Origin of the sequence: Luteococcus peritonei, from assembly GCF_039526385.1 — a bacterium.
Classification (GTDB): Bacteria; Actinomycetota; Actinomycetes; order Propionibacteriales; family Propionibacteriaceae; genus Luteococcus; species Luteococcus peritonei.
Genome location: NZ_BAAAIX010000009.1, coordinates 1 through 14,355, shown reverse-complemented (window position 1 = coordinate 14,355; position 14,355 = coordinate 1). Strand labels below are relative to the sequence as shown.

At 71.9% G+C, this 14,355-nt stretch carries 13 protein-coding genes; all 13 read left to right on the top strand.

What is annotated here, in order from left to right; genetic code table 11:
* Positions 1 to 95 precede the first annotated feature (95 nt).
* The 13 genes from ABD073_RS03890 (at position 96) to ABD073_RS03830 (ending at position 14,256) form a co-directional block, all read left to right on the top strand.
* Positions 96 to 2,042, top strand: a complete 1,947-nt coding sequence (locus ABD073_RS03890; protein ID WP_343872511.1) for a penicillin-binding transpeptidase domain-containing protein — start codon at positions 96 to 98, stop codon at positions 2,040 to 2,042.
* An 81-nt stretch (positions 2,043 to 2,123) separates the two neighbouring features.
* Positions 2,124 to 3,005, top strand: coding sequence for a mechanosensitive ion channel family protein (locus ABD073_RS03885; protein WP_343872509.1), 882 nt, complete (start codon positions 2,124 to 2,126; stop codon positions 3,003 to 3,005).
* A 117-nt stretch (positions 3,006 to 3,122) separates the two neighbouring features.
* Positions 3,123 to 3,986, top strand: a complete 864-nt coding sequence (locus tag ABD073_RS03880) for a hypothetical protein (protein WP_343872507.1) — start codon at positions 3,123 to 3,125, stop codon at positions 3,984 to 3,986.
* Entirely contained in the window at positions 3,986 to 4,348 is a 363-nt protein-coding gene (locus ABD073_RS03875; protein WP_343872506.1) for a GntR family transcriptional regulator, read from the top strand. The genes ABD073_RS03880 and ABD073_RS03875 overlap by 1 nt, the downstream gene beginning before the upstream one ends.
* Positions 4,349 to 4,436: 88 nt before the next feature.
* On the top strand, positions 4,437 to 5,372 hold the full coding sequence (locus tag ABD073_RS03870; protein WP_343872505.1) for an EamA family transporter: 936 nt from the start codon (positions 4,437 to 4,439) through the stop codon (positions 5,370 to 5,372).
* A 144-nt stretch (positions 5,373 to 5,516) separates the two neighbouring features.
* Entirely contained in the window at positions 5,517 to 6,869 is a 1,353-nt protein-coding gene (locus tag ABD073_RS03865; protein WP_343872503.1) for a sodium:proton antiporter, read from the top strand.
* 87 nt (positions 6,870 to 6,956) lie between these two features.
* Positions 6,957 to 7,202 carry a type II toxin-antitoxin system Phd/YefM family antitoxin gene (locus ABD073_RS03860; RefSeq protein ID WP_343872502.1) on the top strand — a complete coding sequence of 82 codons (246 nt, stop codon included), beginning with the start codon at positions 6,957 to 6,959 and terminating at the stop codon, positions 7,200 to 7,202.
* Complete coding sequence (locus ABD073_RS03855; RefSeq protein ID WP_343872501.1) at positions 7,199 to 7,456, top strand: Txe/YoeB family addiction module toxin; 258 nt, start codon at positions 7,199 to 7,201, stop codon at positions 7,454 to 7,456. Before ABD073_RS03860 ends, ABD073_RS03855 begins: the two co-directional genes overlap by 4 nt.
* A gap of 89 nt (positions 7,457 to 7,545) precedes the next feature.
* Positions 7,546 to 8,973, top strand: coding sequence for a CCA tRNA nucleotidyltransferase (locus ABD073_RS03850; protein ID WP_343872793.1), 1,428 nt, complete (start codon positions 7,546 to 7,548; stop codon positions 8,971 to 8,973).
* A 9-nt stretch (positions 8,974 to 8,982) separates the two neighbouring features.
* A complete protein-coding gene (locus ABD073_RS03845; protein ID WP_343872500.1) occupies positions 8,983 to 11,115 on the top strand; it encodes a DUF6049 family protein in 2,133 nt (710 codons plus the stop codon).
* Between the two features lie 7 nt (positions 11,116 to 11,122).
* Positions 11,123 to 13,249 (top strand): protein kinase, encoded by a 2,127-nt coding sequence (locus ABD073_RS03840; protein WP_343872498.1) that lies wholly within the window; start codon positions 11,123 to 11,125, stop codon positions 13,247 to 13,249.
* Between the two features lie 17 nt (positions 13,250 to 13,266).
* On the top strand, positions 13,267 to 13,836 hold the full coding sequence (sigM, locus tag ABD073_RS03835) for an RNA polymerase sigma factor SigM (protein WP_386751658.1): 570 nt from the start codon (positions 13,267 to 13,269) through the stop codon (positions 13,834 to 13,836).
* 102 nt (positions 13,837 to 13,938) lie between these two features.
* A complete protein-coding gene (locus tag ABD073_RS03830; RefSeq protein WP_343872495.1) occupies positions 13,939 to 14,256 on the top strand; it encodes a hypothetical protein in 318 nt (105 codons plus the stop codon).
* Positions 14,257 to 14,355: the final 99 nt, after the last annotated feature.

Sequence of the window (14,355 nt, the reverse complement as noted above, 5' to 3'; positions counted from 1 at the left end):
ATGTTCGCCGGGCGACGCGCCCACGACCATGGTCCGATGCACAGCGCGCCTCGGTGGCGTTGACTGGTGCCCTGACCGTCCGCAGGAGGCCCCCCGTGAACTGCACCATCTCCCGTCCCGCCGTGCTGGCCGTCGCCTGCGCGCTCGCCCTGGCCGGCTGCACCGGGGGCGGCACCTCCCCCAACCCGCCCAAGAACCTGCCCAGCGCGGAGCAGGCGGCCCAGCAGCTGGCCGCCGCGCTGGCCAAGGGCGATGTGCGCCAGCTGCCGATGACCACCCCCGCCACCGCGGCCCAGGCCGAGCTCACCACCGTGATGGGCGGGATGGACGGCCTGCGGCCGCAGGTCACCCCGGGCGCCATCAGCTACGACGGCAGCCAGCGCACCGCCGACGTCACCCTGGACCAGAAGCTCCCGCTGGGCGCCAGCACCTGGAGCTGGCAGAGCCATGCCACGCTGCGCTGGGTCGACGAGGCCTGGAAGCTGGAGTGGAAGCCCCAGGTGGTGCAGCCCGAGCTCGACGCCACCACCCGGCTGCGCCACACCCGGGACCTGCCCGCCCGCGCCTCGATCATGAGCGGCGACGGCCAGCCCCTGGTGGAGCAGGGCAAGGCCTACCGGGTGGGCATCGACAAGGCCAACCTGCCGCAGGCGCAGTGGCAGCCGGTGGCCCGCCAGCTCGCCGGCCTGCTCAAGATCGACGCCGCGGCCTATGCCAAGCAGGTGGCCCAGGCCGGACCCAAGGCCTTCGTCCCGGCCATCACGCTGCGCGAGGGCAAGGTCTCCGAGGCCGTGAAGAACCTCAAGGGCAGCGCCATCTTCCCCGTCGAGCTGCCGCTGGCACCCAGCACCACCTTCGCCGTCGGCCTGCTGGGCAGCGCCGGGACCGCCACCCCGGAGGCCGTCACACAGGGCAAGGGCGACGTGCTCCCCGACGACGTGGTGGGCCTGTCCGGCCTGCAGAAGCGCTACGACGCACGGCTGCGCGGCACGGTCGGGCACACCGTCGAACTGGTGCCCCGCAGTTCGGCCTCCGCCAGCCCGTCGCCCTCCGCGAGCCCCGCGCAGGACCAGACCAGCCCGGAGCCCTCACCTGGAGCCACACCCGCCGCGCGCGTGCTGCACCAGACCGCGGCCGCCCCCGGCAAGAACCTGGTCACCAGCCTCAACCGTGACCTGCAGGCCCGCGCCGAGAACGTGCTCGCGTCCCAGAAGGGCATCGCCTCGCTGGTGGTGGTCAAGGTGGGCAGCGGCGAGCTGCTGGCCGCCGCCAACTCACCGGCCAGCGGCGCCAACCCGTACGCCACCGTGGGCCGCTTCGCACCGGGCTCCACCTTCAAGGTGGTCACCTCGCTGGCCCTGCTGCGCAAGGGCTACACGCCCGCCACCAAGGTGCCCTGCACCGCCACCGTCGTGGTGGACGGGCGCACCTTCAAGAACTACTCCGACTTCCCCAGCTCCAAGGTGGGCAACATCACACTGGCCGACGCGCTGGCCAATTCCTGCAACACCGCCTTCATCTCGCAGCACGCCAAGCTCACCCCCGAGGAACTGGCCAAGGCCGCCGAGAGCCTGGGCCTGGGCAAGGACTACGACGCCGGCTACAGCTCCTTCTTCGGCTCCGTCCCGACGAAGGTCGACGGCGCCACCACCCGCGCGGCGAACATGATCGGGCAGGGCACCGTCGAGGCCTCTCCGATGTCGATGGCCGGCGTGGCCGCCTCGGTGGCCTCGGGCCGCACCGTGGTGCCCTGGCTGGTCTCCGAGACCAAGCCGGAACCGGCCAACAGCCTCACCGCGGCGGAGGCCAAGCAGTTGCAGCAGCTGATGCAGGGCGTGGTGGCCAACGGCTCGGGCCGGGTGCTGCAGGGCCGGATGCTGGGCGCCAAGACCGGCACCGCGGAGTTCGGCGACGCCACGAAGACCCATGCCTGGATGATCGCGTGGAACAAGCAGTACGCGGTGGCGGCGATGGTCAATGAGGGCGAGTCCGGCTCCAAGACGGCTGCTCCGCTGATCAGCGCGCTGCTCCCGAAGGGCTGACCGCGGCCCTGCCCCGAGGGCTGACCACGGCGCCGCACCCGCCGGGCGGCCGATGTCTGCCGGGGCGGCAGAATGGGGCCCATGCTGCTGGAATCCTTCGTGCTCACCTGGCCCGACACCGTGGTGAGGGTGGCCGTCGTCATCGTGCTGGCCTGCCTGGTGCGCTGGTTGGTGCAGGTGGCGATCCGCCGCATGGTGAAGCTGAGCACCGAGCGCACCCGCTCCCACCTGGAACGGCTGGGGCGTCCGGGCCAGCTGCTGGCGCAGGCCACCGGCCTGGAGTCCGAGCGGCAGAACCAGCGCGCCGCCACCATGGGCTCGATGCTGGGCAGCGCCGCCACCTTCGTCATCGTGGCGGTGGCTCTGCTCACCATCCTGTCCGACGTGGGCATCAACCTGGCGCCCGTGATCGCCTCGGCGGGCGTGGGTGGCGTGGCCCTGGCCTTCGGTGCGCAGAGCCTGGTGAAGGACGTGCTCAGCGGCATCTTCCTGATCATCGAGGACCAGTACGGCGTCGGTGACGTGATCACCGTCGGCACCGTGACTGGCACCGTGGAGCACCTGGGCCTGCGGGTCACCAGCGTGCGCGACGGCAACGGCATGCTCTGGTACCTGCGCAACGGCGAGATCACCACCGTGGGCAATGTGAGCCAGGGCTGGTCGGTGGCCACCGTCGACCTGCTGGTCCACCCCGACGAGGACGCCGAGAAGGTGGAGCAGGTGCTGCAGCCGGTGGTGCGGGCCGTTGCCGAGGATCCCGACCATGTCGACGCCTTGGTGGAGCCGCCCGAGGTACTGGGCGTGGAGTCCATCACGGCCAGTGCCATGACCATCCGGATCAGCGCGAAGTGCCTGGCCAACCAGCAGTGGGCGGTGCAGCGCGAGCTGCGTGAACGGGCCAAGCGGGCGCTCGACGCCGCGGGCATCCGGCCTCCGATCACCGGCTGGTCGACGCAGCACTGACTCCTGCCTCCAGAGCACTCCAAGTCGCCCTTTGTATCTCACTCTTGACACAAATGAGCCCGGACCGCACTCTTGTGTCACGTAGTCGATACAAATCGTCCTTCTGAAGGAGTCCTCATGGCCACACTCACCCTCCTGCTGGTCGTCGGGGCCTTCGGCCTGACCGCCTTGTTGACCCAGCGCCGCCGCACCCGCCTGCTGGCCGACCCGACCACCCACCCCGGACTGCTGGCCCTGGACCGCAGGACCGTGCAGTCCCGCTGGATCGGACTCGGAACAGGCCTGCTCCTCGCCGCCGTCGCCGCCGGCTCCCAGCCCCTGGGTCGCGGGCTGCTCCTGGCCCCCGCACTGCTGGCCTGCGGGCTGGTCCTCGCACAGCTGGTGGCCCAGCTCACGGCCTGGCGCTCGGCCCGGACTCCGGGGGTGGCGGCACTCGAGAGCCGCACGGCCACCCGTTATCTCCCCCGTACGCCGCTGGCGCTGCTGGCGGGCGGGACAGCCCTGCTCGCCGTGGTGCTGCTGTGGTGCCGTTCCCGCCAGAACCGGACACCGGACGAACTCGGGACCATCGGCCGCCAGTTCACCTGGAGCAGCGCCGATGGCCTGGCCTCAGGCAGCGCTGGGCCCTTCCCTGGCACCTACTACTCGGCACCGCTCACGGCGGTGGTGCTCGGGACCCTGCTGCTCACCGCCGCCGGACTGGCCATGGCCCTGCTCCGCCCCCGCAACGGCGCCGACCCGGTGGTGGTGGCCGTCGACGACCAGGTGCGGACACGCTCCATGGAGGGTCTGGTCGGCAGCGGTCTGGTGGCGGTGGCGGGCTCCTTGGCGTGCGCGGCCCTGATGGCCGGCCTCGCCGCCTTCCAGTACTCCCCTCTGGCAGGAAGCCTGCTGCTGGCGCTGTGCTGCGCATCGCTGGTGACCCTCTCCTGGGCCCTCGCGGTGGTCCTGGTGCCCGGTCGCGGTGAGAGGCTGTCCTGATGGTCCTCCAGGTGCAGATCCGCGACGACGACCCGAGGCCGCCCTACGAACAGGTGCGCGCCCAGATCTCCTCCGCCATCGCCACCGGAGACCTGCCCACCGGAACCCGGATCCCTCCGGTGCGCCAGCTGGCCGGAGACCTGGGCGTGGCCGCCGGCACCGTCGCCCGGGCCTACAAGGAGCTGGAGGCCGCAGGGCTGGTGGCCACCGCCCGTCGCGCCGGGACCACGGTGATCGGCCACCCCGACGACAGCCACGAGTCGGCCCTCAACGCCCTGGCGGCGGACTTCGTCCAGCAGGCCCGACGCCTGGGAGCCGGCAACCAGGCGGTGCGCGCCGCCGTCGAGCACCACCTGGCCTGAGGCGATGCCGACCGCAGGAGAACGGTGTCCACGGGCCCGGAGCTCGGATCCCAGCGGCCTGCGGCAGGACTCGTGGCACAGTGGCAGCGTGAATCCCACCCCGAGCGGCCGCGGCATCTGGCTGGTGCTGCTGGGCATCATGTCGGTGCAGTTCGGCGCCGCGGTGGCCAAGGACCTGTTCGGCGTGGTGCCCCCGCTGTCGATGGCCTGGCTGCGGTTGGCCGCGGCGAGCCTGGCCCTGCTGGTGCTGCTCGCGGTTCGTCGGGCGCGCACAATGTCACCGTTTGCTGGGGGACTACGCCCACCAAACCGTGACATTGCGGGCGCACCGGCATCGTCTGGGCGCAACTGGCCCGATGCGCTGGCCTACGCGGTCTGCCTGGTGGGCATGAACGTGAGCATCTACGAGGCCTTCGCCCGGCTGCCGCTGGGGCTGGCCGTCACCCTGGAATTCCTGGGCCCGCTCGCCGTCGCGGTGCTGGGATCGCGACGCGCGCTCGACGTGCTCTGGGCGCTGCTGGCACTGGCCGGCGTCGCCCTGCTCGGTTTCACCCCCACCCACCTGGACCCGCTCGGGGTCGCCTTCTCGCTGTTGGCCGGTGCCTGCTGGGCCGGCTACATCCTCACCACCGCACGGGTCGGGCGCAGCTGGCCTGGTCTGGACGCGCTCGCCCTGGCCTGCACCCTGGGCGCCGTCCTGCTCGCGGTCCCGGCCATCAGTCAGGCCGGGAGCGCGCTGTGGCGCCCCGACGTGCTGCTCGCCGGTGCCGGGGTCGGGCTGCTGAGCTCGGTGGTCCCCTACTCGCTGGAGATGGTGGCGCTGCGCACCATCACACCCAGCGTCTTCGGCATCCTGATGAGCCTGGAACCGGCTGCGGCGGCGCTGGCCGGCGTCTTCCTGCTGGGCGAGATGCTGAGCGCCACCGACCTGCTGGCGATGGCCTGCGTGGTGGCGGCCAGCCTCGGGTCAACCCGCAGCGCCAGGGCCTCCACGACCGCCGCGCCCGGCGAGCACTCGCCCTAACGGGTGGACTCGCCGACACGCCGCCCAGGCCATGGCACTACCGTGGGGCCCACGCCCGTCGCGGAGCAGTGCGCGCCGGGTCACCGGGGCCAGGCCCGCCACAGCACGTCGAGGCCAGCCCACCGCCAGCCCTAGGAGGCCCTCGTGACCGTTCCGTGGTGGGGAATCCTCCCCTTCGTCGCGATGCTGCTGTGCATCGCCATCGCCCCGCTCGTCCCGGCGCTCGCCCACCACTGGGAGAAGTGGACCACCCAGCTGGGCGTCGCCCTGCTGCTCGGGCTGCCGGTGGCGGTCTGGGTCTGGTCAAGCGGCCACCACCACCTGGTCACCCACTCGGTGCTGGAGTACATCAGCTTCATCGCGCTGCTCTTCGCGCTCTACGTGATCTCCGGCGGCATCCACCTGGCCGGCGACATCCGCGCCACCCCGCGCAACAACACGGTCTTCCTGGCGATCGGCGCCGTGGTGGCCAGCTTCATCGGCACCACCGGCGCGGCCATGCTGCTGATCCGGCCCATCCTCAACACCAACCGGGAGCGCCGGCACAAGGTGCACACGATCATCTACACGATCTTCGTGGTGGCCAACTGCGGCGGCCTGCTCACCCCGCTGGGCGACCCGCCGCTCTTCCTGGGCTACCTGCGCGGCGTGCCCTTCACCTGGACCTTCCACCTGCTGCCCGAGTGGTTCTTCATCAACGCCCTGCTGCTGGTCTGCTACTACGGCCTGGACCGCAAGATGCTGGCCCGTGAGAACCTCGACGACCTGCGCCGCGACGAGGAGATGATCGAGCCGCTCAAGCTGCACGGCAAGATCCACTTCCTCTACCTGGTGGGCGTGGTGGCCACCGTCGCCTTCCTGTCCACCCCGGTGCGCGAGCTGGTGCTGCTGGCGCTGGCGGGCGCCTCGCTGGTGACCGGGCGCAAGGAGGTTCGGTGGAAGCTCAACGAGTACAGCTGGGCCCCCATCGTCGAGGTCGCCTGCCTGTTCATCGGCATCTTCCTCACCATGATCACCGCGCTGCAGTTCCTGGACTCGATGGCCCCGAAGCTGCCGCTCAACGAGATCACCTTCTTCGTCTTCACCGGCGGCCTGTCCTCGGTGCTGGACAACGCCCCCACCTATGCCACCTTCTTCGAGCTCGCCGGTCAGCTGCCGGCCAACAACCCGGTAGCGGGCGTGGACCAGGCCTACCTGGTGGCGATCAGCCTGGGCGCGGTGACCATGGGTGCGATGACCTACATCGGCAACGGCCCCAACTTCATGGTCCGCTCGGTGGCCGAGAACCACGGCACCGCGATGCCCAGCTTCGGCGGATACGTGGTCTGGAGCCTGCGCGAGCTGGCCCCGGTGCTGGCCGCCATGGTGCTGCTCTTCATCGCCGACCCACTGTGGTGCAAGGCGCTGGGGGCGCTCATCACGCTGGCCCTGGTGGCGCGCTCGGTGCGTCGCAGCCTCTACACCCGCGAGGCGCACCGCGAGGCCCTGGCCCGCTGAGCCGCTGATCAGGGCGTCAGGCCTTGGACCGCGCCATCGAACAGCGCATACTGGTACCAGATGTCGTACAAGTCTGGAGGGACCATCATGGCTGTCACCGCCACCGAGGCACGAAAGAACCTGTTCCCCCTGATCCAGCAGGTCAACGAGGACCGGACCCCCGTGGAGATCACCTCCCGCAACGGTGACGCCGTGCTGATGTCGCGTGCCGACTACGACGCACTGGAGGAGACGGCACACCTGCTGCGCGTCCCTGCCAATGCCCACCACCTGCTCGAGAGCTTGCAGCAGGCTCGCGCAGGTCAGCTCGGCGAGCACGACCTGGTGCGATGAGGCTCGTCTTCACCCCGAACGGCTGGGCGGACTACACCCACTGGCTCACCGCCGACCAGCAGACCCTGAAGCGGATCAACCGGCTCATCGACGACGCCCTGCGCGATCCCACCTCGGGCATCGGGAAGCCCGAACCCCTGCGCCACATGCTGGCGGGCGCCTGGTCGCGCCGCATCACCGAGGAGCACCGGCTGGTCTACCTGGTGGATGGTGAGGACCTCATCATCCTGCAGGCGCGCTTCCACTACAGCTGAGGCACCACCACCTGCCCGTCCGGGGCAGCGGCACCGCTCCCGGTAGACTCCCGCGGGTGCCCGAACTCGACCAGGTCCAGACCAGCCAGATGGCGCAGCTGCTGAGCAGCACGCCCGTCGTCGGTGAGCTCGGCGCGCTCTTCGCCGAGGCGGGCCACGAGCTCTACCTGGTGGGCGGCCCGGTGCGCGACGCACTGCTGGGCCGGTTGCAGCACGACCTGGACTTCACCACGTCGGCCCGCCCCGACGAGATCGAGCGGCTGCTGCGCTCCTGGACCAGGGCCGTCTGGGACATCGGCAAGGACTTCGGCACCATCGGCGCCCGCCGCAAGAGCCAGGGCGTGGACTGGCAGATCGAGATCACCACCTTCCGCGCCGACATCTACCGCAGCGACTCCCGCAAGCCCGAGGTGCACTTCGGCGACGACGTCTCCGAGGACCTGGTGCGTCGCGACTTCACCGTCAACGCGATGGCTTGGGACATCGTCGGGCAGCGCTTCGTCGACCCCCACGGCGGCCTGGCCGACCTGGCCGCCGCCACCCTGCGCACCCCCTTCACCGCGGAGCGTTCCTTCTCCGACGACCCGCTGCGGATGATGCGCGCCGCCCGCTTCGCCTCCCAGCTGCAGTTCACCGTGGCCCCCGACGTGCAGGTCGCCATGACCGACATGGCCGAGCGGATCGAGATCATCTCCGCCGAACGGGTCCGCGACGAGCTGTCCAAGCTGCTGCTCACCGACCACCCGCGCCCCGGGCTGAACCTGCTGGTCACCACCGGCCTGGCCGACCGGGTGCTGCCCGAGCTGCCCGCCCTGCGCGCCACCGCCGACGAGCACAACCGCCACAAGGACGTCTACCAGCACTCGCTGATCGTGCTGGACCAGGCCATCGAACTGGAGAAGGCCCGCGGCCACCAGCCCGACCTGGTGCTGCGCCTGGCCGCCCTGCTGCACGACATCGGCAAGCCCGCCACCCGCGTCTTCGAGTCGGACGGCACCGTCAGCTTCCACCACCACGACCTGGTGGGCGCCAAGCTGGCCCGCAAGCGGATGAAGGCGCTGAAGTTCTCCAGCGACGAGACCAAGGCCGTCTGCCAGCTGGTGGAACAGCACCTGCGCTTCCACGGCTACGGCGAGGCGCAGTGGAGCGACTCGGCGGTGCGGCGCTACGTGCGCGACGCCGGCGACCAGCTGGAACGGCTGCACATCCTGACCCGCAGCGACTGCACCACCCGCAACCAGCGCAAGGCCGCCCGGCTGCGCGCCGCCTACGACGACCTGGAGCGTCGGATCGCGGTGCTGGCCGAGCAGGAGGAGCTGGACGCGATGCGCCCGGACCTGGACGGCGAGCAGATCATGGCCCTGCTGGACCTGAAGCCCTCGCGCGAGGTGGGCCAGGCCTACAAGTACCTGCTGGACCTGCGCATCGAGAACGGGCCGCTGGGCGAGGAACGCGCCCGCGAAGAACTGCTCGCCTGGTGGCAGCGGCGCGCGAGTTCCGGAGCCGTCGACGACTAGGCTTGCCGGGTGACTCCCCCCGGCCCCGCACGTGCACCAGGCGCGCCCTTCGCGCGCCTGCTGGCGTCGCTGCTGGCGGCCCTGCTGGTGGTGCTGGGAGCCGCCGCCTGGCAGCCCACGAGGGCGCACGCCGACCAGCACCAGACCCCGCTGCAGGTCACGCTCACCGCGCAGACCCCCTCGGGCGGCCCCACCGACACCGTCGTGGTGCGCGGCCAGGTGGAGAACACCTCGCAGAGCCCGGTCTCGGAGGTGCAGGTGCACCTGTGGCGCTCCAGCGACCAGCTGGCCGACACCACGGCCCTGGACGAGGTGCTCGCCTCCTCGCCGGAGAACCCGCTGGGGCGTCGGATGCTGGGGGCCGAGGCGGGCAACATCTTCAACATCACCGACGTGGGCACCCAGAAGAGCCAGGCCTTCACTGCGCCCAAGGCCTCGCTGGCACCCGGCGAGAAGGCCGACTTCGAGGTGCGCGGCACGGTGGCCGGCGCCGACTCGCTCGGCTTCACCACGCCCGGCGCCTACCTGATGGGCGTCCAGGTGCGCGGCATCCCGCAGGGCCAGCAGAACCAGACGGTGGGACGGGCGCGCAGCCTGTTCGTGCAGACCGGCCGGGCAGCCACCGCGGTCCACCGCCAGGCCGCCCCCGTCGTGCTGCTCACGGCTCGTCCCAGCATGACCGGCGAGGGAGTCTTCGCCGACAACTCACTCTCCGCCGAACTGCAGGGCCGGCTGTCCGCCCTGCTCTCGGTGGCCACGCAGCAGGGCAGCACCGTGCTGGTGGACCCGGCCCTGTTCGACGAGCTGACCGCCATGGCTGCCGGCTACCGCGTGGTGGGCTCCAGCGACGAGACCGCCACCGCCCGAGGACAGCAGGCCGCCAAGGACTTCCTGGCCAAGCTGACGCCGCTGCTGTCATCCGGCCGCGCCTACCGCACCCTCTACGGCAGCCCCGACGTCGCGCTCGCACTGGGCAGCGGACGCCGCCAGCTGCTCACCCGCTCCGCCCAGGAGCTGGCCGCCGAGCACCCCTTGGCGCGCCTGCCGCTGGCCGTCGTGCCCGCCGACGGCCGGCTGGACCAGGCCACCGCAGAGGCACTGGAAGCCCTGACCCCGGCCGTCGTGCTGGCCTCCAACACCGTCTCCTCGGCGCCGGTGCAGCGGCACGCCGGGCTCACCGTGGTGCACTACGAGCCCGCCGCCATGACCGGTGGCCCCGGTCCTGAGCCGAGCAACACCCCGGCCCAGGTGGCGGCCCGGCTGCAGGCGCAGCAGTACCTCTCCCCGCGGCCCATGGTGAGCCTGGTGAGCACCGAGGCGCAGGCCCGCGCCGAGCTGGCGCCGACGACCTGGCGCACCCGCACCAGCCTGGCGAGCCTGGTCTCCGCGAGCCCAGAGCAGCCCCGCGCCGCCTGGCTCCCCGGCGAGGTGACGGCGCAGGACCCGCGCTGGAGCGACGGCCTGGACGCCGCGCAGGCGGACCTGGAGGCCTGGGGCGAGCTGGTGGGTGAGCAGGAGCTGGCCCGGGTGCGCTCCGAACGCATCCTCTCGCGGGCACTGTCCACCACCTGGGGAGGAGACCGCGACCCCGCCCTCGCCTGGCTGGCGCGCACCCGCTCCCAGGTGGCGGCGGTGCTGAACTCCTCGAAGGTGCAGCTCAAGGTGGTCAGCGACTTCGTCACCTCCGCCTCCGACCAGGAGATCCCGGTGACGGTCACCAACGGCCTGTCCGACCGGATCCGGGTGAAGGTGGTCTTCTCCTCGGAGAACTCCCAGCGGATCAGCATCGCCGACTCGGAGGTCCGCAGCATCGGGCCGGGCGAGTCGGAGACCATCCGGGTCAAGGTGCTCACCCGCGCCAACGGCCAGGTGGGTGTCACGGCACGGCTGGCCACCGCCGAGGACCGGCTCATCGGCCAGCCGCGGGAGATGACCATCACCGCCACCCAGGCCGGCCGGGTGGGCTGGATCATCATCATCGCCTCCGGCGTCGTGCTGCTGGCGGGCACCGCCATCCGGATCCGACAGGTCCAGGCGGAGCGCCGCGACGGCCGGGAGCACGGCCAGGGCGGCCGCAGCACCCTGTTGGTGGTTTCCCCCGAGGAGCCCGCACCGGGCACACTGGACGAGACCCGGCGATGAGGACGTGATGGACGACAAGCAACCCGAGCAGGACCTGGAGCCCACCGCTCCGAGCAGCCTCAGCCGACCCGACGCGCCCGCCGGGCAGCCGGCCCCGGAGGTCGACGAGCAGGCCACCCAGGTGATCGACGCGGAGCGGCTGTCGGCCCACCTGGTGGCCGAGCAGGTCCCCGACGAGGCCGAGGGCGCAGCCACCGTGGAGCGGATGCCCCTCGCAGCCGAGACGGACCCGGCTGCCGAGCAGGCCGAGGACGAGACCACCGTCCGCCCCCTGGGCGCCACCCCCACACCCACCGGTCCCCCGGCCGCAGCGGAGCCGTCGGTGCCGGGCGAGGTGCCCGAGCAGCCGGTGAGCGACGAGGAGCTGCAGCCGGCCATGAGCACCGCGGAGCCCGAGGTGGGCTTCGCGATCGCCAGCACCCCGCAGGTGCAGGCCGGCGAGGTCTTCGCCGACCGCTACCGGCTGGAGCAGCAGCTGGCCCAGCGCGGCGGCACGCTCACCTGGCGTGCCTTCGACCAGAAGCTCTCCCGATCCGTGCTGGTGCACGTGATGGGCGCCGAGGACCCCCGCACCCCCGACGTGCTGGAGGCCGCCCGCAAGGCGGCCTTCGCCACCGACTCCCGCTTCCTGCGGGTGCTGGACGCCGTGGCCGGCGAGCAGCCCGGCGAGCCCTCCCTGGTGGTCTGCGAGTTCGCTCCCGGCGAGAGCCTGGAGAAGCTGCTGCGCCAGGGCCCGCTGAGCGCGCTGGAGGCCGCCTGGGTGGCTCGGGAACTGGCCGACGCGATGGCCGCCATGCATGCCGAGGGCCTGTTCCACCAGCGGATCAACCCGGACACGGTGATCATCACCGCCACCGGCAATGTGAAGATCGTCGGCTTCCTGATCGAGGCCGCGATGTATCCCGACGACGAGGGCGGCCAGCTGGCCTGGTCCGAGCGGGAGCACGCCGACGTCCTGGCCATCGGCAAGCTGCTGTACGCCTCGCTGGTGACCCGCTGGCCCACGCCCCGCGAGCACCTCACCGGCCCCGACGGCCAGCCCCGCACCACCTGGGGCATGTCCCCGGCGCCGATGGACGGCCGTGGCTGGCTCACCCCGCGCCAGATCCGCTCGGGCGTCTCCCCGGCACTCGACGTGATCTGCGACCAGGTGCTCTCCGAGGCGCCCCGCCACAACGAGATGCCACTGCGCACCGCCAGCCAGGTCACCCTGGCCCTGGCCAAGGTGCTGGGCACCGCGGACGCTGCAGCAGACCTGGAGCGGCGGCTGCGCTATCCCGTGATGCCGGTGGCCGAGGCCGACGGTGGCCGCCCCGAGGTGCCCGGCCTGGACACCACGGCGCGGATGCGTGCGATCGGCGCCGACGAGGACACCCTGGGTGGCGGCCGTGGTGCCGTGGCCACCGCCTCGCTGCCCGGCCAGGGCGGCAGGGCGTCCGGGCAGGAGAGCTCGGCCGAGCCCGGTGAGGGAGCTGGACGCAGCGCCGCCCAGATGGCCGCGGCACGGCGTCGCGACCCCCGCTACCGTCCCGCGCCCCGACGCTGGCTGGCCCTGCTGGTGGCCGTCGTCCTGCTCTCCCTGCTGGTGGGCCTGGGGCGCGTGCTCTTCAAGCGGGCCTCCGGCGAGTCCGGCGGCCAAGGACAGGGCCAGGCACAGGCCGGCGAGGTGGTGAAGGTGACGTCCGCCACCGCCTTCGACCCGGCCGCCGACGGCGGCAACGCCCAGGAGAACTCCGGTCAGGCGGGCCTGGCCGTGGACGGCAATCCCGCCACCGCCTGGACCACGGTGGTCTACCTGAACGACCCGAAGCTGGGCAAGCTGAAGCCCGGCGTCGGGCTGGTGCTGGACCTGGGCGAGCGACGCAGCGTGGGCAGCGTGAAGCTGACCCTGAAGGGCAGTCCCACCGGCGTGCAGCTGCGCGTGCCCGCCGACACCGGCGTGGACAAGGCCCCCACCTCCAGTGCCAAGCAGTGGACCACGCTGACCAGCGGCACGGCCACCGGCACGGAGCTCACCCTCAGCCCGGAGCAGCAGGTGCAGAGCCGCTTCGTGATGGTCTACCTGACCAGCCTGCCCAAGACCTCCGGCAACCGCTACCAGGGCGCGGTGGCCGAGGTGGAGGTCCGTTCGTGAACGTCCTGGCGGAGGGGATGGATCCCCAGCGGCTGGACGACCGGCAGCTGCTGGCCGCCCACGTCGCCGGGGACCCGGAGGCCTTCGCCCTGATCTTTCAGCGTCACCGCGACCGGCTCTGGGCCGTCGCGCTGCGCACCCTCAAGGATCCCGAGGAGGCCGCCGACGCCCTGCAGGAGGCGATGATCTCCGCCTTCCGTCGCGCCGAGGGCTTCCGCGGCGAGGCCCAGGTGACCACCTGGCTGCACCGCATCGTGGTGAACGCCTGCCTCGACCGGATCCGACGCAATGCGGTGCGTCGCACCGAGCCCCTGCCGGAGCAGGGCGAGGCGGATCCGGCGTTGGCCGGCGCCGGCGGCCAGGAGGACCGGCTGGAGCGCGAGCAGCTGCGCCTCGGCGTGATCGAGGCGCTGGCGCAGATCAATGCCGACCAGCGCGCCGCGATCGTGCTGGTGGACATGGAGGGCTATTCCGTCGAGGAGGCGGCCACCATGCTGGGGTGCGCCCCCGGCACCGTGAAGTCACGCTGCTCGCGGGGACGGGCACGCCTGGCTCCCCTGCTGCAGGACCTGAGGCAGGTGGTCTGACGTGCTGCTGATGCCCGGGAACCAGAATCGCCGCAGCGACGTCCAACTGTCTGCGGGTGCCGTGCGGAGGCCGGCACCCATCCACCTGATCCGGAGAGAAGGATGAACCACGACGAGCGCCCGGACGGCGCCGAGCAGGACCTCGCCTGGCTGGGCGAGCTGCTGGCCGCCGACCCGGCCCCGGCCATGCCACCGGCCGTGGCGGACCGGATCCTCGAGGCGCTGGCCACCGAGCAGCGTCGCCGCAGCGCCGACGACTTCCAGCCGGATGCCGCACCCGCCGAGCTGGTGGAACTCGACGAGCGGACCTCGCTGGGCACCTTCGGCCCCAACCCGCCCAGCACCTACTCCCCGCCCGCCCTCGGCCTGCCCGGCCTGGTGGAGGTGGGTGGCGAGCAGGACGACGAGGACGTGGACTGATCCGTCCCGGACGCGACGAAGGGCCCCGGGTGGGCGGATTCTTGTGGTCCTCGCAACACCTGATGGTCTAGACGGTTAGTAGATCACGCAAACGCTCGG

Bases quoted from the DNA above. Each gene is read 5' to 3' on its own strand.
- ABD073_RS03885 (WP_343872509.1), top strand. From the start codon at position 2,124: ATGCTGCTGGAATCCTTCGTGCTCACCTGGCCCGACACCGTGGTGAGG.
- ABD073_RS03850 (WP_343872793.1), top strand. From the start codon at position 7,546: ATGGCGCAGCTGCTGAGCAGCACGCCCGTCGTCGGTGAGCTCGGCGCG.
- ABD073_RS03840 (WP_343872498.1), top strand. From the start codon at position 11,123: ATGGACGACAAGCAACCCGAGCAGGACCTGGAGCCCACCGCTCCGAGC.
- ABD073_RS03860 (WP_343872502.1), top strand. From the start codon at position 6,957: ATGGCTGTCACCGCCACCGAGGCACGAAAGAACCTGTTCCCCCTGATC.
- ABD073_RS03875 (WP_343872506.1), top strand. From the start codon at position 3,986: ATGGTCCTCCAGGTGCAGATCCGCGACGACGACCCGAGGCCGCCCTAC.
- sigM (WP_386751658.1), top strand. From the start codon at position 13,267: ATGGATCCCCAGCGGCTGGACGACCGGCAGCTGCTGGCCGCCCACGTC.
- ABD073_RS03830 (WP_343872495.1), top strand. From the start codon at position 13,939: ATGAACCACGACGAGCGCCCGGACGGCGCCGAGCAGGACCTCGCCTGG.
- ABD073_RS03880 (WP_343872507.1), top strand. From the start codon at position 3,123: ATGGCCACACTCACCCTCCTGCTGGTCGTCGGGGCCTTCGGCCTGACC.
- ABD073_RS03855 (WP_343872501.1), top strand. From the start codon at position 7,199: ATGAGGCTCGTCTTCACCCCGAACGGCTGGGCGGACTACACCCACTGG.